General features: G+C 57.5%; 20 protein-coding genes. 7 read left to right on the top strand and 13 right to left on the bottom strand.

Annotated features, from left to right (window positions below; translation table 11 throughout):
* Positions 1–100: 100 nt before the first annotated feature.
* From tdh to C7H85_RS11695, 3 genes are all read right to left on the bottom strand, one after another.
* On the bottom strand, positions 101–1,126 hold the full coding sequence (gene tdh, locus C7H85_RS11705) for an L-threonine 3-dehydrogenase (RefSeq protein WP_210433636.1): 1,026 nt from the start codon (positions 1,124–1,126) through the stop codon (positions 101–103).
* Positions 1,127–1,139: 13 nt separating this feature from the next.
* The gene (locus C7H85_RS11700) at positions 1,140–2,330 is read right to left on the bottom strand and encodes a glycine C-acetyltransferase (RefSeq protein ID WP_106729880.1); all 1,191 of its coding nucleotides are present in this window, start codon (positions 2,328–2,330) and stop codon (positions 1,140–1,142) included.
* 96 nt (positions 2,331–2,426) lie between these two features.
* Positions 2,427–3,089 (bottom strand): TetR/AcrR family transcriptional regulator, encoded by a 663-nt coding sequence (locus C7H85_RS11695; RefSeq protein WP_106729879.1) that lies wholly within the window; start codon positions 3,087–3,089, stop codon positions 2,427–2,429.
* Positions 3,090–3,232: 143 nt separating this feature from the next.
* Between C7H85_RS11695 and rfaD the strand changes: the two genes are divergently transcribed.
* From rfaD to C7H85_RS19580, 3 genes are all read left to right on the top strand, one after another.
* A complete protein-coding gene (gene rfaD, locus C7H85_RS11690) occupies positions 3,233–4,186 on the top strand; it encodes an ADP-glyceromanno-heptose 6-epimerase (RefSeq protein WP_106729878.1) in 954 nt (317 codons plus the stop codon).
* A 14-nt stretch (positions 4,187–4,200) separates the two neighbouring features.
* On the top strand, positions 4,201–5,967 hold the full coding sequence (locus C7H85_RS11685; RefSeq protein ID WP_106729877.1) for a bifunctional glycosyltransferase family 4 protein/polysaccharide deacetylase: 1,767 nt from the start codon (positions 4,201–4,203) through the stop codon (positions 5,965–5,967).
* Positions 5,968–6,075: 108 nt separating this feature from the next.
* Positions 6,076–6,945: a polysialyltransferase family glycosyltransferase gene (locus C7H85_RS19580; protein WP_146140452.1), complete on the top strand. Its 870-nt coding sequence runs from the start codon at positions 6,076–6,078 to the stop codon at positions 6,943–6,945.
* 25 nt (positions 6,946–6,970) lie between these two features.
* On the opposite strand, the gene C7H85_RS11680 is transcribed toward C7H85_RS19580, so the two are convergent.
* The 8 genes from C7H85_RS11680 to C7H85_RS11645 form a co-directional block, all read right to left on the bottom strand.
* Entirely contained in the window at positions 6,971–7,660 is a 690-nt protein-coding gene (locus tag C7H85_RS11680) for an acylneuraminate cytidylyltransferase family protein (RefSeq protein WP_106729876.1), read from the bottom strand.
* Positions 7,657–8,709, bottom strand: coding sequence for a nucleotidyltransferase family protein (locus C7H85_RS11675; protein WP_245879654.1), 1,053 nt, complete (start codon positions 8,707–8,709; stop codon positions 7,657–7,659). Before C7H85_RS11675 ends, C7H85_RS11680 begins: the two co-directional genes overlap by 4 nt.
* Before the next feature lie 12 nt (positions 8,710–8,721).
* The gene (locus C7H85_RS11670) at positions 8,722–9,366 is read right to left on the bottom strand and encodes an acetyltransferase (protein ID WP_106729874.1); all 645 of its coding nucleotides are present in this window, start codon (positions 9,364–9,366) and stop codon (positions 8,722–8,724) included.
* Positions 9,359–10,432 (bottom strand): N-acetylneuraminate synthase, encoded by a 1,074-nt coding sequence (gene neuB / locus C7H85_RS11665; RefSeq protein ID WP_106729873.1) that lies wholly within the window; start codon positions 10,430–10,432, stop codon positions 9,359–9,361. The genes C7H85_RS11670 and neuB overlap by 8 nt, the downstream gene beginning before the upstream one ends.
* Positions 10,429–11,598: a UDP-N-acetylglucosamine 2-epimerase gene (gene neuC / locus C7H85_RS11660; RefSeq protein ID WP_106729872.1), complete on the bottom strand. Its 1,170-nt coding sequence runs from the start codon at positions 11,596–11,598 to the stop codon at positions 10,429–10,431. Before neuC ends, neuB begins: the two co-directional genes overlap by 4 nt.
* Positions 11,599–11,603: 5 nt before the next feature.
* Positions 11,604–12,752 (bottom strand): LegC family aminotransferase, encoded by a 1,149-nt coding sequence (locus tag C7H85_RS11655; RefSeq protein ID WP_106729871.1) that lies wholly within the window; start codon positions 12,750–12,752, stop codon positions 11,604–11,606.
* A gap of 8 nt (positions 12,753–12,760) precedes the next feature.
* Entirely contained in the window at positions 12,761–13,942 is a 1,182-nt protein-coding gene (locus C7H85_RS11650; RefSeq protein WP_106729870.1) for a UDP-N-acetylglucosamine 4,6-dehydratase, read from the bottom strand.
* Positions 13,943–14,067: 125 nt separating this feature from the next.
* On the bottom strand, positions 14,068–14,541 hold the full coding sequence (locus C7H85_RS11645; RefSeq protein WP_210433635.1) for a serine O-acetyltransferase: 474 nt from the start codon (positions 14,539–14,541) through the stop codon (positions 14,068–14,070).
* Positions 14,542–14,689: 148 nt separating this feature from the next.
* Here C7H85_RS11645 and waaF point away from each other — a divergent pair, with 148 nt between their 5' ends.
* Both waaF and waaA read left to right on the top strand, forming a co-directional pair.
* A complete protein-coding gene (gene waaF, locus C7H85_RS11640) occupies positions 14,690–15,742 on the top strand; it encodes a lipopolysaccharide heptosyltransferase II (RefSeq protein ID WP_106729868.1) in 1,053 nt (350 codons plus the stop codon).
* 4 nt (positions 15,743–15,746) lie between these two features.
* The gene (gene waaA / locus C7H85_RS11635; protein WP_106729867.1) at positions 15,747–17,015 is read left to right on the top strand and encodes a lipid IV(A) 3-deoxy-D-manno-octulosonic acid transferase; all 1,269 of its coding nucleotides are present in this window, start codon (positions 15,747–15,749) and stop codon (positions 17,013–17,015) included.
* Here the strand turns inward: waaA and C7H85_RS11630 are convergent.
* Entirely contained in the window at positions 17,000–17,707 is a 708-nt protein-coding gene (locus tag C7H85_RS11630; protein ID WP_106729866.1) for a 3-deoxy-D-manno-octulosonic acid kinase, read from the bottom strand. The two genes, waaA and C7H85_RS11630, sit on opposite strands and share 16 nt — an antisense overlap.
* 85 nt (positions 17,708–17,792) lie before the next feature.
* Here C7H85_RS11630 and C7H85_RS11625 point away from each other — a divergent pair, with 85 nt between their 5' ends.
* A complete protein-coding gene (locus C7H85_RS11625; RefSeq protein ID WP_106729865.1) occupies positions 17,793–18,854 on the top strand; it encodes a glycosyltransferase family 9 protein in 1,062 nt (353 codons plus the stop codon).
* Positions 18,851–19,630, top strand: a complete 780-nt coding sequence (locus tag C7H85_RS11620; protein ID WP_106729864.1) for a glycosyltransferase family 2 protein — start codon at positions 18,851–18,853, stop codon at positions 19,628–19,630. Before C7H85_RS11625 ends, C7H85_RS11620 begins: the two co-directional genes overlap by 4 nt.
* On the opposite strand, the gene C7H85_RS11615 is transcribed toward C7H85_RS11620, so the two are convergent.
* Positions 19,599–20,624: a glycosyltransferase family 9 protein gene (locus tag C7H85_RS11615; protein WP_106729863.1), complete on the bottom strand. Its 1,026-nt coding sequence runs from the start codon at positions 20,622–20,624 to the stop codon at positions 19,599–19,601. The two genes, C7H85_RS11620 and C7H85_RS11615, sit on opposite strands and share 32 nt — an antisense overlap.
* Positions 20,625–20,696: the final 72 nt, after the last annotated feature.

Raw genomic sequence — 20,696 nt, 5'->3', positions numbered from 1 at the left:
GCCATCCCTGGCATGTGACGGTCGGCGGAGGCGATCCCTGTTGCCCTTTCAAGCCCCGATGCCGTCTGATAGTTGTGCCAGCAGGCGACTGCGGGGCGGCTTACCGCCAGTCCAGTATCACCTTGCCGGACTGGCCCGAGCGCATCACGTCGAAGCCCTGCTGGAAGTCGTCCACCTTGAAGTGGTGGGTGATGATGGGCGTCAGATCCAGGCCGGACTGGATCAGGCTGGCCATCTTGTACCAGGTTTCGAACATCTCCCGGCCGTAAATCCCCTTGAGCACCAGGCCCTTGAAGATCACCTGGTTCCAGTCGATGGCCATGTCGGAGGGCGGGATGCCCAGCATGGCCACCTTGCCGCCGTGGTTCAGCTTGGCCAGCATGTCGCGGAAGGCCGCCGGCACCCCGGACATTTCCAGGCCCACGTCGAAGCCCTCGGTCATGCCCAGCTCGGCCATGATGTCGTCCAGCGACGCCTTGGCCACGTTGACCGCCCGGGTCACCCCCATCTTGCGGGCCAGCGCGAGCCGGTACTCGTTGACGTCGGTAATCACCACATGGCGGGCCCCCACGTGGCGGGCCACGGCGGCGGCCATGATGCCGATGGGGCCGGCGCCGGTGATCAGCACGTCTTCGCCCACCAGATCGAAGGACAGGGCGGTGTGCACCGCGTTGCCGAAGGGATCGAAGATGGACGCCAGATCGTCGGAGATCTCGTCCGGCAGCTTGAAGGCATTGAAGGCCGGGATCACCAGGTATTCGGCGAAGGCGCCCTCCCGGTTCACCCCCACCCCGACCGTGTTGCGGCACAGGTGGGTACGGCCGGCGCGGCAGTTGCGGCAGTGGCCGCAGGTGATGTGGCCCTCGCCGGAGACCCGGTCGCCGACGTCAAAACCACGCACTTCCTGGCCGATGGCCACCACCTCGCCCACGTATTCGTGACCCACCACCATGGGCACAGGGATGGTCTTCCGGGCCCAGTCGTCCCAGTTGTAGATATGGATATCGGTGCCGCAGATGGCGGTCTTGCGGATCTTGATCAGCAGATCGTTGTGACCCAGCTCGGGCTCGGCCACCTCCGTCATCCAGATGCCGGGTTCCGCTTTCAGTTTTGCCAGTGCTTTCATCGTCATACTCCCCTCAGATCACGCCCAGCTCGCGGCCGACCTCGGTAAAGGCGGCGATGGCCCTATCCAGTTGCTCGCGGCTGTGGGCCGCCGACATCTGGGTGCGGATGCGGGCCTGGCCCTTGGGCACCACCGGGAAGGAGAAGCCGATGACGTAGATGCCCCGTTCCAGCAGCTGATCGGCCATGTTGGCCGCCAGGGCGGCGTCGCCCAGCATCACCGGGATGATGGCGTGATCCTTGCCTGCCAGGGTAAAACCGGCGGCGGTCATCTGCTCCCGGAAATAATCGCTGTTTTCCCGCACTTTTCGCCGCAGATCATCGCCGTTTTTCAGCATTTCCAGCACCTTGATCGAGGCGGCGACGATGGCCGGCGCCACCGAGTTGGAGAACAGGTAGGGACGGGAGCGCTGGCGCAGCCAGTCGATCATCTCCTTCTTGCCGGAGGTATAACCGCCGGAAGCGCCGCCCAGGGCCTTGCCCAGGGTGCCGGTGACGATGTCGACCCGGCCCATCACCTCGCAATACTCGGGGGTGCCCCGGCCCTGCTCACCGACAAAGCCCACCGCGTGGGAGTCGTCCACCATCACCAGGGCGTCGTACTTGTCCGCCAGGTCGCAGATGGCCTTGAGGTTGGCGATGACGCCGTCCATGGAAAAGACGCCGTCGGTGGCGATCAGCTTGAAACGGGCGCCGTCGGCGCTGGCCTGCTGCAGACAGGCTTCCAGCTCGGCCATATCGTTGTTGGCATAGCGGTAGCGCCTGGCCTTGCACAACCGCACCCCGTCGATGATGGAGGCGTGGTTGAGGGCATCGGAAATGATGGCGTCTTCCTGCCCCAGCAAGGTTTCGAACAGGCCGGCGTTGGCATCGAAGCAAGAGGTGTAGAGGATGGTGTCCTCCATGCCGAGGAAGGCGGACAGCTCCGCCTCCAGCCGCTTGTGCAGATCCTGGGTGCCGCAGATAAAGCGCACCGAGGCCATGCCGAAGCCGTGGCTGTCCAGCCCCTGCTGGGCCGCCTTGATCAGCTCGGGATGATTGGCGAGCCCCAGGTAGTTGTTGGCGCAGAAGTTAATCACCTCGCGATGACCGACCTCGATGGCCGCGCTCTGGGGCGAGGTGATCACCCGCTCCTGCTTGTAGAGCCCTTCCGCTTTGGTTTGAACCAACTGCTCGGTTAGATGAGCATAAAATGCCGACGACATACTGAACTCCCGTTATCCATCTGGCTGACTGGGTTTATTTCAGGTCATTTTACTAGCGTTAATCTTATTTAACACAATATATTCTGCTCTATATGGCTATTTGTGAAAGGGATCACTGGGTGCACGGGCCAGAGCCTGATAATGCTCCGACAAGGTGGCCAGCTCGGCCCCCTTCTCCGGGTGGAAATAGGGCTTGAGCAGCAGCAGCACCCGGGCCACCCCTTCGTAGAGCACCGCCTGCCCGATACGGGGATTCAGTGATTGCGCCGACTGATAGCTGACCCAGAACGACACCACCATCTTCAGGGTCTGTGCCAGGGGTTCCACTTCGTGGTCGGGAATGGTCAGCACCTGCTGCGCGTTCAGCTCCCGCAACAGGGCCTGAAGGTTGGTCGCCAGCTCGCGCTGTACCGCCAGGTACTTCTTGTGCAGCTCCGGATCCCGCTGGAGGATGTCGTTGAGATTGGCGTAGAAAAAACGGAATTCCCACATCACGTAGAAGATGGCATCCAGGTAATGGAACCACACCGCCGGGCTGGCACTGGCCGGGCCGGTGATCGGCGTGAAGCTTTTATGCAGATGCTCGGCATATTGCACAAAAATGCAGTGAATAATGTCGTTCTTGTTGCGAAAGTGATAGTAAAGATTGCCCGGGCTGATACCCAGATGGGCGGCGATATGATTGGTAGTGACGTTCGCCTCGCCCTGCTCGTTAAACAGCTGCAAGGCGGCGGCGACGATACGATCCTTAGTCTTCATCGACGATACCACATGGGATGAACATAACCTGAATAGTAACACAGCCCTGCGGGTTAGTTTTCCCCGGCCGAACCATGGTAAACTTTCGGCCCAATTCACTTCGTTTTGCCGGACAGGTTCCGGCCAGCAAGAGGCAGCAAGCGATGATCATTGTGACTGGCGGCGCCGGCTTTATCGGCAGTAATCTGGTGAAAACCCTGAATGGCCAGGGGCGCACCGACGTGGTGGTGATCGATGACCTGACCGACGGCACCAAGTTCGTGAACCTGGTCGACCTGACCATTGCCGACTACCTGGACAAGGACGAGTTCCTCCATCGCATCGTGTCCGGCGACGAATTCGAGGAATGGGGCGGCATCGAGGTCATCTTCCACGAAGGCGCCTGCTCCGCCACCACCGAGTGGGACGGCAAGTTCATGATGGAGAACAACTACGAGTACTCCAAGGATCTGCTGCACTACTGCCTGGAGCGGGACATTCCCTTTATCTACGCCTCCTCCGCCGCCACCTACGGCGGGCGCAACGACAACTTTATCGAAGAGCCGCAATACGAACAGCCGCTCAACGTCTACGGCTACTCCAAACAGTTGTTCGACCAGTACGTGCGCCGGCTGATGCCGGAGATCGGCTCCCAGGTCGTCGGCCTCAAGTATTTCAACGTGTACGGCCCGCGGGAGCAGCACAAGGGCGGTATGTCGAGCGTGGCCTTCCACCTCAACACCCAGTTGCACAAAGGCGAGAACCCCAAGCTGTTCGAAGGCTGCGACGGCTTCCCCGATGGCGGCCAGATGCGCGACTTCATCTACGTGGACGATGTGTGCAAGGTCAACCTCTGGTTCTGGCAGAATCCGCAGGTCTCCGGCATTTTCAACTGCGGTACCGGCCGTGCCGAGCCCTTCCGGAACGTGGCCGAGGCGGTGATCAAGCACCACGGCAAGGGCCGGGTGGAATACATCCCCTTCCCCGATCAGCTGAAGGGCCGTTACCAGAGCTTTACCCAGGCCGATCTCACCCGGCTGCGCGCCGCCGGTTACCCCCACGAGTTCAAAACCGTGGCCGAAGGGGTGGCGGAATACATGGCCTGGCTGAACAAATAACGCCCGGGCCGCTCATGAATATACTGATGGCGTTGTCCCAGCTGGAAGTAACCGGGGCCGAGGTTTATGCCACCACCCTCGGCGACGAACTGAGCCGGCGCGGCCACCGGATGTTTTATGTATCCGACACCCTCACCAAGCCGCACCAGGGCCAGTACTTCCGGCTGCGCTTCAACAAGCGCAGCATCCCCCGCCGCTTCTGGCATGTAGGCTACCTGATTTATCTCATCAAAAAGCACCGCATCCAGCTGGTGCATGCCCACAGCCGCGCCTCCAGCTGGAGCTGCCATGTGGCCTGCAGGCTGACCGGCACGCCCATGATCACCTCGGTGCACGGTCGCCAGCCGGTGCACGCCTCCCGCAAGAAATTCCACGCCCTGGGCGACCGCGCCCTGGCGGTGTGCGAGGCGGTACGGGACCATCTGATCAGCGCCCTTGGCGTCGATCCCGGATTGATCGCCATCGGCCGCAACGGCATCGACATCCATCATTACCAGCCCGTGCCGGCACCGCTGAATGAACGGCCAGTTATCAGCATCGTCGGCCGGCTCACCGGCCCCAAGGGGGAACTCTGCTACCGGCTGCTGGAGGAATGCCTGGATGCCGACCGGTATCGGGTGCAGGTGGCGTCCGGTTCAACGCTTCCCGAACGCTTCCTGCGCTTCAAGGGCAAGGTCGACTTCCTTGGCTATGTGCAGGACGTGCCGGCACTGATGGCCCGGTCCGATCTGGTGATCGGTGCCGGCCGGGTGGCCATGGAATCACTCCTGATGGGCAGGCCCACCTTCGCCATCGGTGAAGCCAGCGCCCCGGGGCTGGTGATGCCCGACAATATCGATACCGCCATGGCCAGCAACTTCGGCGATATCGGGCCCAAGGACCTGGATATCGACTTTGCCGCCCTGCCCGAGCAGATAGCAACGGCGCTGGCGTGCAGGGGCACGGCTCCCGAGGTCATGAACCGGGTCCGGAGCAGCTACGAGCTCGCCACCGTGGCCGACGAGCTGGAGCAGCACTACCAGAGCGTGTACGTACACCGGCGGCGGCGGGAAGTACCCATCATCATGTATCACCGCTTTATCCGCGACGACGGCGAAAAGGGCGTCCACGGCACCTATCTGCACGTTAACATGCTGGAAAAGCACTTCAAAATGCTCAGCCGTCTGGGCTACCAGACCCTCACCTTTGCCGATCTGGCCAACAAGGGCCTGGCCAGCCGGCTGGAGCCGGGCACGAAGTACATCATCATCACGGTGGACGACGGTTACCGGGACAACTACGAACTGCTCTTCCCGTTATTGAAAAAGTACGGTTTCAAGGCGGTGATCTACCTGGTCACCGGCGAGCGCTTCAACCGCTGGGACGTGGAGCAGCCCGATAACCCGGAAAAGCGGGTCGAACTGATGACACCGGAGCAGATCAAGGAAATGGCCGCCTCCGGCTTGGTGGAATTTGGTGGCCATACCCTGACCCACCCGCATCTCGATACCCTGAGCAGGGAAGAGCAGCGGCTGGAAATCGCCGACAACAAGGCGCAACTGGAACAGCTCCTGGGCCTTCCCCTTGCCTCCTTCGCCTACCCCTTCGGCAGCCATAACGAAGACAGCAAACAACTGGCCAGGGAGCTGGGCTACCCCTTCGCCGTGGCCACCAACAGCGGTCCCCTGGCCATGCATGAGGATCCCTACCAGATCCGCCGCATCGCCATCTTTCCCAGAACCGATGCGTTCGGATTGTGGCGGAAGATCAAAGGGAACTACGTATTTAAGAAATTCGGATAGTGCATCATCATTATGAACATATTCCTAGTCACGTCTCCATTCCAATACATCTGTGCCAACGAAGCTCGGGTTTCTTATCAAACGACCAATAACGTATTGATACTGGAGGTGAACGACTCCAAAGTGGGAATATCCCAGCTGACTGACCTTGTCAATACATCTGACTGGGAACATATCATTTATGTTTCCAGCAAGAGTAGAACCATTACCACCCCCCGATTAATAAAAAAAATAATCAGGTTATCTGATGGCGGCACATTCGAACATTTCTTCTTTGCCGAATACAATGGTTGGCGTACCAACCTGATAAAGAGAAACATTAATTTCTTAAAGCATGTTTATTTTGATGATGGTACCGCGACACTTTTTGAGTATGACGATCATATCAAGCATAAAAAAACATACCATAGGCCGCGGGCATTGCAGGATTTTTTAGTCAGGGCGCAGGGATGTAAAAAAATAGGAAGACTGGAGTACAATACATCTCTTGAAATGTTCAGCATATTTAATATTACCGAACCCGTCTGCGACATAAAAAAAAATACACTCGCAGAATTGAGAAAAGCAATCCACGCCGAGCAATGTTATGACTCAAGCGCCCCCATCGGCATTATTGGTCAAGGAGCTGTTGGAGAGAAAGGTCACATATCGGTTTCCGATTATATAGAAAAAATAGAGGCTGTTACCCATAGTCAAGATACCGTTATTTATTTCCCTCACCGCTCGGAATCTGCGGAAGTAACTAATCGAATAAAATCATTTAAAAACATTATTTATCACCATTCAGAAAAACCACTTGAATTTGAAATAGCAGATAAAAAAATTAAACTTTCACACCTTTATGGCATAGCGTCAACAGCCCTCTATACCATGTCTATTATCTATAAAGAAATACCCATTTCCACTTTTGACATAAACAGTTCAAAAGAGACAAGGACATCAAGGATCTCTGAATACTTGCGGAATCATTTTAACTAGACTGGGGAGCAACGAATGGTTGCCCCTATCTCACCCTATGTTCGGCAATAGCACTGGCGAAAAAGAAATCAAATTCATCATCTATATCAACAGAAGACCATTTATCCATTATATAAGCGCAGGACGGCACACTGTATATTTCAGCAAGATTTCCTACCAGGTTTCTCTTGAAAAAATAGATAGCACCATTCAGCCGATAGTAAACTTCAAGATCCTGTGTTCGCTTGTTATTATTATCCCTGATGAAACCAAGCATGCTATGGTCCGGACCCAGTTTATTACAGAGCTGAAAGGGATGCTCAAGCTCACAGACAGACACTACCGCATCGACTTCCTTCTCAACAAACGTCTGCCAAGCTTCCCTTATATGGCTGGATCGCCTCAATGGTGAAGTGGGCTGAAGCAACGCAACAACCGACACGATCTCATGTGTATACTGTTCTACATAATCAACCAGGTGTGTGATCACATCATTACTGGTAGCCACATCTGTTGCCAGATGCTCTGGCCGCAAGAAAGGCACCTCGGCTCCAGCCTCCCTGGCTATTTGTGCAATCTGCTCACAATCGGTGCTGACATAAACATGCTCAAATAGCTCGCTGTCCAATGCAGCTTCTATACTCCAGACGATCAGCGGCTTGCCCGCCAACAACTTGATATTCTTTCCAGGCAGACGTTTACTGCCTCCTCGAGCCGGAATAACTGCAATTTTCATTGAAACAATCCTTTAACGTCCAGTTGTGCTTTATGGAAATCATCCATTCGTCCTATGTCGAGCCAATATTCATGGATAGGAAACATCAACACATCCTTACCATCTTCCAGCTGTTTTTCCAAGAGGCTCGGCATATCGATTCGGTGTTGAGAGGGCACAGCCCTGTATAGTTCCGGATCTACAACGTAAATTCCCGCATTGACAAAAAATCGTTGCACCGGTTTCTCTTCCATATGCGTGATCCTGTGGCCATCACCACTAACGACACCGTAGGGTATTTGGTAATCATATTCACGCACGCACATGGTAGCAATAGCATCATGCTGGTTATGGAACTCCAACAATCGTTCGAAGTCAACAGTTGTCAAGACATCACCGTTAATCATAATCAGTGGCAATTCGGGTATGTTCTCGGGCAGTAGTCCCAATGCACCACCGGTACCCAGAGGGACTTCTTCATGTACATAGGTGATATTGACTCCCCACAGGGCACCATCACCAAAATATGCTTCTATCTGCTCTGGCATATAGTGGGTAGAAATATAAAAGTTGGAAAATCCGGAGCGGATAAAGGTCAACAGTAATATTTCAAGAATGGGCCGTTCGCCCACCTTCAACATGGGCTTGGGGCAATGGTCGGTAAGAGGCCTCAAGCGAGTCCCAAATCCGCCAGCCATGATAAAAACAGGATTATTATAATTTGATGGCTTTAGCGCCTCTTCCAGGCTTTCCAGACTTTCCAAGCGTCCATCTTGATCAATGAGAGGAACTGAAAGGATACTGTATCGCTGCATTAGCGCCACCAGCTCCTTTTTTCCGGTTCCGGCCGCAGCCGTAATCGGATTAGGGTTCATCACTTGTTCAACCGAACTCTCCAGGGTGGCATTATTCAACAGGGCACGACGAATGTCGCCATCGGTAATCAATCCGAGCAGATGATGCTGGCCATCAACCACCACCGCCACCCTCAGGGCTTCGCTGTTAATAATCGTCAAGGCATCACGGATAGTATGTTCAGGTGAGAGCAACACCTTTTTCCAGTCTTTCATTATGCTTATTCCTCAATACTGGAACGGTTTTATGACGGGCCTGGGAGCATAAACGATGTGGCCGGCCGGTAAGTGGCGATTCAGCATGGCTCCGGCGGCAACGACGGCTTCGGCCCCAATGGATACTCCCTGGATGATACTGGCGCCGGTACCAATATGCACGCCGTCTCCGGTAGTCACCTGACCACTCAATACCGCACCAGGAGCAACATGGTTATGGGCACCGATGTGGCAATCATGCTCCACCACGGCACCACTGTTGATGATGGTGTTATCGCCAATAACGGCACCGGCATTCACGATGGCGCCCGGCATGATCTGCACGCCCTCTCCCAGAGTCACGCTACTGCTGATGATGGCGGATGGGGCAATCACGGATGCAAAACGATAGCCCTGCTGCCGAAAACTCGCAAAGAGCCTTTTGCGCAATATCTTGCCGGGGATCATCCCCACGCCGTTCACCAAACGAATACGGTCGGCCGAATACAAGAAAACCTCGTCATCCCTGGTCAGCACGGGAATGCCGGACAGCCCCGGTCGACCAGCGACCGAGTCCGGGCTCACCAGGGCAATGATGTCACGATTCGCCTGCCGAAGTATTTCGGCCAGCACCGCAGCCTGTCCGCCGCCACCGAGGAGGATGAGCGGCTCAGTCAAGGATCACCTCACCTTCGGCATAGTCCCGTTGCGCCGGCAGCCCGAGCAGTGTCCAGTAACGATAGGGGCTGCTCCCGGTTCCGGGTCGTTTCACTTCCAGGTTGTCTCGGCTGAAATGCTCCCCGGCACGAATGGCGCAAGCGGCCACCAGACTTTTTCTGGCCACGGCCTTGTTCTTGATTTCCGAAGGGCGTGGGCCTTTTACCCCATCTCCCAATGCGACGTCCACCTGACGGATGGCGGTCACCATGGCGGCCAGCTCCGCAGGCTCGAGAGAGGCCAGGTGGTCCGGCCCTTCCATTGTCCTGTCGAGGGTAAAATGTTTTTCAATCAACACGGCTCCGCGCGCCGCGGCCGCTATCGGTATCGTAATGCCCGCACTGTGATCGGAATATCCGGCCGCCAGACCAAAGGCCCGGGCCAGTGTATCCATGGCCTTGAGATTGATATCTTCCATCGGAGCCGGATATTCGGTTGTACAGTGCAACAGTGTCACTTTTTCTTGCAATGCCTGTTGCCCCGCCTCCGAGTAGTAAGCAGCCTGAAATGCTCCCTCTCCAGGCAGGGCGTCCGAGGCCGTCGTCAGGCCAAAGGCAATGACACCCAACACCGCTTCTACCTCGGCCAGGGTGGCCATCCCGGTTGAAACGATCAGATCACAGCCGGTACGGGCATGGGCCAGTACCAGTGGAGCATTGGTAATCTCGCCCGAAGGGATTTTCAACGTTTTAAGCCCGAGATCTGCCACCAGAAACTGCAGACTGTCTTCATCGAACGCGGTTGACAGGAATTCAATCCCCAGCGCCCGGCAATGTGCGGCCAGCCGGTGATGCATATCATGACTCAACTCCAGCCGGCTCAACATCGCCAGCTGTGATTCCTCTTTACCGGTGTTCTGAACCTGGTACTCGGCCTGGCGGGCAGTTGCCGTGACCAACTTGTTAGCTTTGAAAGTCTGAAATTTCACTACATCGGCGCCGGCGCGATGCGCCGCATTTACCAGTTCGAAAGCCAGTGCGGGATCACCATTATGATTGACGCCGGCTTCGGCAATAATACGAGTCATGACAAACTTCCACGTTGGATATCGTAAAAAGTTTTGATGGTTGCACCACCAAACAGTTTCAGCCTGGCAAGAATCTGGGAGCCGGCGTCCCCTTGACCGTAAGGATTGGTGATCGACTCCTCCGCCTCGAGGTAGCGGCCCGATATGGCGGAAGACATCGCCAGCCGGATAGCCTCCACCCGGGGCGGGCAGTGAATTACGCTGTTGGCCGCCATTCGACCCTGCTGCCGCTGGCCAATATTGACCGTGGGGATGCCAAATGAAGGCACTTCGATGATGCCACTCGAGGAATTGCCAATGACGGCTGAGGCATGACTGACCGCGCTGAGATAACGGCGCTGACCAAGGGAAGGAATTGCCAGTACTCGCGTCGGATTGGCTTTCGCATACTCCTCAAGCAACGGAATAATTTTTCGGCCACCATCGTCGGCGTTCGGATAGGTCAGAATCACCTGATGTTCGGGAAAAGAATCCAGGGCATTCAGCACAGCACCGAAACTGGCTGTTGCCGGTTCATTCGCCAGGGTGACCGGGTGATAGGTCACCAGGAAATATGGCTGTTGCAACGGAAAGGCAAGGGAGTCGGCCAGTTCGGCCACCGTCATCATAGGAGTGCGTTTAAGATGGTCGAGGCCGATGGCGCCGACATTGAATACCCGCTCGGGAGCTTCACCCAGCTGTATCACCCTCTGCCGATAAGATTCCGTTGCCGTAAAGTGGAGGTGGCTGAGCTTGGTAATGGCATGGCGAAAGGCGTCATCATAAGCACCTTCGGTGATTTCGCCACCATGCAGATGCACAACGGGGATACGCAAAATCATGGCTGTTTGTGCCGCGGCCAGCGCTTCAAACCGATCCCCGAGAATCACCAGCATGTCCGGTGACAGTCGGGCCAGCGCATCGGTGAATCCGAGCACTCCCAAACCGACACTTTTTGCAACACCGACCGGGCTGTCCGATGAAAGCAGAATTTCGATTTTTTCGTCAATATGGAAGCCATCCTGCTCTATCTGCCGATACGTCAGGCCGAACTCGGGAGAGAGGTGGGTACCCGAAACCAGCAACTGCAGTGTGAAATCAGGATCCTGCTGTATATCTTTCATCAACCAATACAACAAACCGTATTCAGCCCTGGTGCCGGTAAACAACGCTATTTTTTTAGCCACGGCCCTCACTCCAGCACCACGGGACTGCTGGGCAGGTTGAGCAGATGCCCTTCAAGCCACTCGGAAACCTTGAGCTCGTCACGCAAACAGTCGGCGTACATCGGCAGACGATGCATCAGGGTCCATACCGGGCGAGTCATCACCCCGGCCTGGTTGGTCTCTTCCAGCAGGACATCACGAGTAGTGGTGTCGGGACAAATGATCGCATTAAGCCAGTAGTTGGATTGCCCGTAGGACGGCTCCTGCACAAATGTCAGCTCGGAGCCGGCAAAAAAACCGGCGTAATGTGTTGCCAGCGCCCGTTTTTGGGACAGAAATCGTGGTAACACTTCCATCTGGGCACACCCCAGGGCGGCATTCAGGTTGGGAAGCCGATAATTGAAACCCGGCTCATCGTGATAAAACGCGTAGGGATGCGCCACCTTGGCCGTAGTGGTGACATGCTTCGCATGTTCGCCGCTTTTCTGATCGCGACACAGGACCATGCCCCCACCTCCGGTCGTGATCACCTTGTTACCATTGAAGCTCAAAGCGCCGAACTCGCCAATGGTGCCGGTATGCTTCCCTTTGTAAAAAGAGCCCAGGCTTTCGGCTGCGTCTTCGACGAGAACCAAATGCCACATTCGGCATACCGCCATCAGCTCATCCAGTTCACTCGGATGCCCGAAAGTATGCATGGGAACAACGGCTTTTATTGACTGCCGGCTCGATTTATGGATGCAACGACCATCATTATCCAGCGCGGCGTGCTCATCCAGCCAGTTGGCCAAGGCGACAGGGCACAGACCCAGACTCTGACGAGAAACATCAATAAAAACCGGTCTGGAACCCATATGATACAGCGCGTTGCAGGTTGCAACAAAGGTCAGCGCCTGGGTAATGACCAGATCACCCGCCCTAACGCCTGCCATATACAACGCGGTATGTAAGGCGGCGGTCCCATTTACCGTGGCGACCGCTTTGGCCGAGCCGGTAAAAGCCTCGATGTGCGTTTCAAACTCGGTCACATAGCGGCCGACACTGGATACAAAGGTACTATCAATGGTGTCGGTCACATATGCTTTTTCATTGCCAACAAACGTCGGTGCATGAAGAGGAATAAATTCCGATGTCTGATAAAGATCACGGATAAATCGGATCAGCTGTTGACTCATCAGGTTTCTCACATTTTACCATCAAGGTACTTTCCGGTTTCTTTATGCCCGAACCCCGGAATCATATCGTGGAACAAGGAGACAATTTCCATTTTCTCCCATTTCTTCCGACTTTTCATTTCATTAATGGATGAGCTAAAACGTTCTATTTTTTCAGCATCAAAAATTGGCTGATTCTTGACAATACCCAGGTTGGTAAAACGATCCATATCCAGTGTTTCATGCTCGGTGAAAAACTCTTCAAAGTCTTTTTCACCCGTAGTATCACTGATAGTAAACAGGCAGGGCCACTGCCCTTGTTTGGGAAGGGTTTTGACCAATTCGCGGGCTTCATCCTCACTTTGACAAAGGTAAGGCTCTAAGCCACGCTCACGCAGATACTTGACTGCAATATCTGCAAAGGTAATGAGATGTAATGCTTCACTCAACTTAGGAAAGAAAATGTCACGATTCTCCCCCAGCAGACAGGACATCAGACACAACTCCCCGGACTCCTGAGGTGTGACAAAATAACGTTTTATGTCATTAGGCGCAACAATAGGCTGGTTCTTTTGAAGGCGTTGATTAAAGCTGAATAATAAAGATCCGTCGGAGAATGCGACATTGGCAAAACGAGCGGTGGATATGGGAATGTGCTCGCTACGCCGCATCAGATACATTTCCATGATACGCTTTGATGCTCCCATCATATTGACAGGGTTGGCCGCCTTGTCGGTTGAGACACAGAAATATTTCTTGCAACCCTTGTCAATCGACTGCTGGATGGTTTTATCTGTATTAAAGATATTCGTTTCAATCATTCGCATCAGCGTATAAGGATCTTTTTCGCTACGGACATGTTTGAGTGCTGACAAGTTCAGGACATAATCATATCGACCATCTGCTTCGATAAAAGCATCATACTCTATAGAACCGATATCGAGCGCAAACGTCTGGAAATCACCATCAATATAACCAAACTCACTTCGAATGTCCCGTACCAGTTCAGCAAGATTATTTTCACTAATATCTACCACATGCAATTTTTTAGGATGACGTTTGAATATTTCTTTTGTCACGGCCTGCCCTATGGAACCGGCTCCACCTAGTACAAGAAAACTGCTTTCACTAACCAGATCATGTAACATTCCGGCATATTCATTAATATCTTCTGCAAAGAGAGGGGATTTCCGACCAATAAGATGAAGCATATCACACCATAAAATCAACGCGCTGAATATCTCACAATTATAGCATTAAAAAAAACACGTATAAAGCAGCCATACAATATCCAATCAACAGCAAAACTAAAAAAAACACTGGCATTATCACTGCTTCATCGATTACTGTTCTCTTGCTGCCTTCTCTTTATCTGGTTACAGCCGAATACTACTGAGTTATCCGGTATGTTTTTTGTTACCACCGCATTGGCTCCAACAAGACAATTTTCACCCACGGTGATCCCGCCTATTATCTTTGCCCCGGCCCCAACCATTGTATTTCTTTTTATTTTCGGCATGGCGTTACCGTCCATAAAATCAGAGCCAATAGTAACATGCTGATATATATAGCAACCCTCTTCAATCGTCGCTTTAGAACCGATCACAATCCCTAACGGATGAACGAAGGAAACCGATTCGTGAATGTTAGCCGACTGACTGATATCACATCCATATACGTAGTATATTCGCCGCTGAAATAACTTCCTAAGAAACCTGCCCCTGCTGGCAAACTTTCGCATCAGCGCAATTTCTATAGAAAATTTTCTGGAGGGTTTATTGGTTAGTAGCAACTCAACGAATTTATACAATCACGCTCTCCCAGTTAAACTGTTCACAACCGAAACGACAACAATATGTTCGATGTGCATGATGACAACGAGACGCCAGCCAGAGCTGAACTGATCATAAAATACTATGTATAATACCTCCCACACTCAATACAAGATGTGCTCAGTGATGAAAATTCTAGTCATAGGCCCCTCCTGGGTCGGGGACATGGTGATGTCCCAGAGCCTGTATATCACCCTGAAGCGGCTGCATCCGCGGGCGGAGCTGCACGTGATGGCGCCGGCCTGGTGCTGCGCCCTGCTGGAACGGATGCCGGAAGTGGACAGGGCCATAGTGATGCCCCTGGGCCACGGCGACTTCCGGCTCGCCGAGCGCTATCGTCTCGGCCGGGAGCTGGCGAAAGAAGGGTATGACTGGGCCATCGTCCAGCCCAACTCGCTCAAGTCGGCCCTGATCCCGCTGTTTGCCGGCATCAAGAGGCGCACCGGCTGGAAGGGTGAGTCCCGTTATGGTCTGCTGAACGACCTGCGCAGCAACAAGACCGATTTCCCGCTGATGGTAGAGCGCTATGTCTCCCTGGCCTATCCCGGGGTGCAGATGAAGGATAACCACTGCCTCCCCGAACTGCCCTGGCCGGCGTTGCGGGTCGACCCGAACAACCAGCAGCAGGCCCTGACCGAGCTGGCGCTCACCACTGACAGACCCATTCTGAGCCTGTGCCCGGGAGCCGAGTTCGGCCCGGCCAAGCGCTGGCCGGAGCAATATTATGCCGAGGTCGCCAGACACCAGATCGAACAGGGAGCTCAGGTATGGATTTTCGGCTCGGCCAAGGATATTCCGGTAGCCGAGGCGATAAAACATTATTTACCGGCAAAAATGCAGCAATATTGCCATATCCTGGCGGGCAGAACCTCGCTGCACCAGGCGATCGATCTGATGGCGCTCAGCGCCGCCGTGGTGTCCAACGATTCGGGACTGATGCATATCGCCGCCGCCCTGCAACGCCCGCTGGTCGGGATCTACGGGTCGACCTCCCCCCAGTACACACCGCCCCTGGCGGAGCGGGTAGCGGTAGTGCATACCGACATCGAGTGCCGCCCCTGCTTCAAGCGGGAGTGTCCGCTGGTTCACCTGAAATGCCTGAAAGAACTGCCCGCCGAACAGGTTCTGTCGGCAATCGCCAGGCTGAGCGACCCCAGCCTTATCCCGACCCGCCGGTAACCTCATGCCATACCGACTGCTCTACAACCTGTTGATCCACCTGTTCGGTCCCCTGTTGCTGGGGCTGTTGTACTGGCCCAGACGGGGCAAACCCGGTTTTGGTACCCGCTGGCCGGAACACCTGGGCCTGGTGGCGCCGTCGCCCCCGGCTTGCGCCCCGTTATGGCTGCATGCGGTGAGCGTGGGCGAAGTGGTGGCCGCCACCCCCCTGCTCAAGGCGCTGAAGGCCGCCCATCCCGAGCTTCCCATCGTGGTGAGCACCACCACCAGAACCGGCGCCGAGCAGGTAGCCAGACTGGGCGACCTGGTCGAGCATCGCTACGCGCCGCTGGACTTTCCCTGGGCGGTGGGCCTATTTCTGCGCCGCATCCGGCCCCGGGCGCTGCTGATCATGGAAACCGAACTCTGGCCCAATCTGCTGCACGCCTGCGGCCAGCGCCGGCTGCCGGTGCTGGTACTCAATGCCCGGCTGTCGGCCCGCTCGGCCGCAAGATACCGGCGCTTTCATGGCATCTTCAGGCTGTTGTCGGCCAACATCAGCCATATCGCCTGCCAGCACCGGGATGACGCCGAACATTTTTCCGCCCTGGGTGTGCCCCGGGAGCGGCTCAGCATCACCGGCTCGGTGAAGTTCGATATCGAGTACGGGGAGAATATCATCGAGCAGGGCCGGCAACTGCGCGCGCAACTGGGCACGCAGCGGCCGGTGTGGATTGCCGCCTCCACCCATGAAGGCGAAGACGAGCAGCTACTCGCCGCCCATCGCCAGTTGCTGCAACAGCATCCCGATGCCCTGCTGATCCTGGTGCCGCGTCATCCCCAGCGTTTCGAGCAGGTGGCGGAGCTGGTGGCACGGCAGGATTTCAGCCTGGGTCGCCGCACCGAAGGCAGCCCCGGGCCGCAAAACCAGGTCTACCTGGGCGATACCATGGGCGAGCTGCCCATCATGCTGGCGGCGGCCGATATCGCCTTTGTCGGCGGCAGCCTGATCGAACGGGGCGGCCACAACCTGCTGGAGCCCGCGGCCTTGGGCAAGCCGGTGCTGAGCGGGCCGTCCACCTTCAACTTCGGCGATATTGCCCGGCAACTGCTCGCGACCGGTGGTGCGCACCAGGTGCGGGATGCAGATGAGCTGACCGAGGAGCTGCGCCGGCTGCTGGCCTCGCCCGCCCTCGCCGGCGCCATGGGGCAGCGGGCACAGGCGGTGGTGGCCGCCAACAGGGGGGCCCTGGCCAACACCCTGCGCCGCATCGAGACTCAGCTCGACCTGTAGCCGCTCAGCAGCGCCTGCCAGTCCTGCTCACTCCAGTTAAAGTCGGGATGCAGGCGCTGCTCCTTGCGGAACGAACGCAGCAGCCGATCCATGTTCTCCCGGGACCAGCTGCCCGGCTGGCGGAAGTGGCACTTGTCGAAGTCGATCAGCCAGCTCTTGCCGCTGTCGTCCAGCAATACGTTGTGGCTGTTCAGATCCGCATGATAGAGGCCGGCATCGTGAAACTGGCGGATGGTCCGGCCGACGGCCTGCCACTGCCCCTTGTCCAGCGCCGTATCCTGGAGGATCGCCACCAGATCGCGGGCGTTGTTGATGCGGGTAAGGATGATGTCGGCCCGGTACACCAGATTGGAACGCACCATGCGCGCGGCGCAGGGCCGGGGCACCGGCAGCCCCCGGCGATGCAGCTTGGCCAGCACGGTAAACTCCGCCATGGCCCGGCTCTTGGACTCGGCCACGTGCAGGAAGGTGTCTTCCATCACCCGGCCGATCATGCCGCCCCGGTAGTAGTGGCGCAGCACCTTGTGGCCCACCTCGTCCTCCACGAACCAGGTGGTGTTGCGCCCGACCGCCTTGCCGCGAATGGCATTCTGCTCACGCCAGTAGTCAATCTCAAAAAAATCCCGGTTGAAATCCCCAAAGCACTCCTGGTCGTACCAGATAATCTCAGAGCCGTGCTCAATTCGTTCCATTACCATCCCCCCAGCGAAAACACAGATTTTACATGGCCCGAAAGCCTTTGCATAATGCCGGACTCAGTTTAACGAGAGTTCACCTATGGCACTGTTCACCACGGCTCCCGAGTCCCTCTGCGTATTGCGCTTGTCTGCCATCGGCGACTGTTGCCATGCGGTCGCGCTGGTACAGGCCATCCAGCGCCAGTGGCCCCGGACCCGCATCACCTGGGTCACCGGCACGGTCGAAGCCAAGCTGCTGCGGCTGCTGCCCGGGGTGGAAGTGATCACCTTCGACAAGAAGGCGGGCTGGCGCGGCTACCTGGCCATCTGGCGGGCACTGCGGGGGCGGCGGTTCGATGCCCTGCTGCATATGCAGGCGGCCTTGCGGGCCAGCCTGGTGAGCCTCGGCATCAGGGCGAATCACCGGCTGGGCTTCGAGCGGGAACGGGCCAAGGACGGCCAGTGGCTGTTCACCAATCGCAAGGTGGCCGCCACCGGCGATCACGTGGTGGAGGGCTTTATGGGCTTCGGCCTGGCGCTGGGGCTCGGGGAGGCCAGCCCCAGCTGGGATTTCCCGGTACCGGCCGACGCCATGGCATGGGCCGCCCCCTACCGAAGCGGCCGGCCGCTGCTGCTGATCTGCCCGGCCGCCAGCAAGGCCTACAAGAACTGGACCGCCGCCGGCTACGCCGCCTTGGCCGATCATGCCCATGCCCGCGGCATGAGGGTGGCGCTGATCGGCAGCCCGGCCAGGATAGAACAGGAACTGGCAGCGAACGTCTGCCAATTGAGCGAAAATATCGATGAAAACCTGGTCGGCCAGACCAGCCTGCCGCAGTTGCTGGCCCTCATCAAGATCGCCGCCCTGGTGGTGGCCCCGGACACCGGCCCCACCCACATGGCGACCCTGGTCGGCACCCCGGTCATCGGCCTCTACGCCCACCACAACCCCCGGCGCACCGGCCCCTACTGGTGCCGGGACTATGTGGTCAGCGTCTACGACGAGGCGCTGCTGGCGGAAACCGGTAAAACCGCCGACCGGCTGCCCTGGCGCACCCGGGTCAGGGATCCCCATGCCATGCAACGCATCACCCCGGACAGCGTCCTCGCCCAGTTCGACCGCATCACCCGGGATTTCAACCTGTTACAGGAGCCCTTATGAGCCAGCGCCCTACCCTCGCCGCCGTCCTGATCGTCAAGAACGAGGCGGACAATCTGGTCGATTGCCTGGCCACCCTGGACTGGGTGGATGAAATCGTGGTGCTGGACTCCGGCAGTACCGACCGTACCCGGGAAGTGGCCGAAGCCGCCGGCGTGCGTTTCTTCGAAAACACCGACTGGCCCGGCTTCGGCCGCCAGCGGCAGCTCGCCCAAGGCCATGTGCGCTCCGACTGGGTGCTGTGGGTAGACGCGGACGAGCGGGTCACCCCCGAACTCAGGGCCAGCATAGAGGCGGTGCTGGCCCGCCCCACCGACGACACCATCTATGCCATTTCCCGCCTGTCCTGGGTGTTCGGCCGTTTTATCCGTCACTGCGGCTGGTACCCGGATCGGGTGCTGCGGCTCTACCCCAGGGCGTTGACCGGCTACAACGACGCCCTGGTGCACGAAAAGGTCGAGCTACCGCCCGGCAGCCGTATCGCCCGGCTGGACGGCGATTTGCTGCATTACACCTACCAGGATCTGCAGCACTACCTGGTGAAGTCGGCGGGCTATGCCGCCGCCTGGGCGGAGCAGCGGGAACAAAGGGGAAAGCAAGGCTCGCTGGCCCAGGGCCTGCTGCACGGGGTGGGCTGCTTCCTCAAGATGTATCTGCTGAAGGCGGGCTTTCTGGACGGCCGGCAGGGGCTGTTGCTCTCCCTGCTGTCGGCCCACTCCACTTTCGTGAAGTACGCCGACCTGTGGATCAGGACAAGTACCCGCGGGCCCAGAGAGTAGCCGCCTCCACCACGGCGCCGATGTCCACCCGGCTCATGTCCTCGACCTGTTCGCCGTCCTCGCCGGGGGGATGAAACGCCAGGTGCCGCCCCTCGCTGTTGAGCGGCCGCCAGCGCAACGGGGTGGCCGAGCGGCGCAACGGGAAAAACCCCACCGTGGGCACGTCCAGGGCGGCGGCGATATGCAGGGGGCCGGTGCTGCCGGCCACGAACAGGCTGCCGCAGGCCAGCAGCCGGCAGAAGTCCGGCAGCGCCAGGCCATGAGCCACCACGGCGCCGCTTTCCGCCTCTGCCGCCACCTGCTCCGCCAGTGCCTGCTCACCGGGCCCGGCGGTCAGCACCGGCTGCACCCCGGGGAACTGGTCGCACAGGCCGCGGATCAACTGCCCGTACTGGCCCGCCAAGAGATTGTTGGCCGAGCCACCGCTGCCCGCATGCACCAGCAGCCAGGGCCGGTCGGCGGCGATACCCAGCGCCGCCGCCTGCTGCGCCCGGAAGCCGGCCAGGGCGGCAGCCTCGAAGCGCAGGTAGGGCGGCCGGGGCTCCACCACCGCGATCCCATTATGGCGAAGCAGGGCCCGGGCCAGATCCAGGTTGTATTCGTATTCCGGCTTGGCCGACTGCGAGCGGCGCTGGGTCACCCGGTGGTTGTAGAAGATCTGGGCCAGCTTGGTCGCCGGCGCCCAGCGCTGGCGGATACCGGCCTGCCACATCAGTTTGGCGTTGCGAAAATTGGAAAACAGGCAGACAACCGCGTCGAACCGGCCGGCCTGCAGCTGGTCCAGCAGGGCCCGTTGCGCGGCCGGCGGGGCCTGCTTGCCCGGATCCAGCATGATATGGTCGATATCCGGGCATAACTCGGCCAGTTCGCGGGTGTACCCCGGCACCAAGGCGGTGATTTCACCGCCGAGCGATGCCTTGAGCATGGCAAACGCCGGCCAGGCCAGCATAAAATCACCAATCTTGTCGTTGCGAACCACCAGTACCCGCTTCATCTCGCTCTCCCGCTTGCCGTCATGCTGCGCTATTCTACCCCAAACTCTTTACTTCCGTTTTGTTAATAAGGA

The organism is Zobellella endophytica (assembly GCF_003012775.1).
Lineage (GTDB): Bacteria > Pseudomonadota > Gammaproteobacteria > Enterobacterales > Aeromonadaceae > Oceanimonas > Oceanimonas endophytica.
The sequence above is the reverse complement of the archived record's forward strand: the minus strand, read 5'-3'. Positions and strand labels throughout refer to the sequence as shown.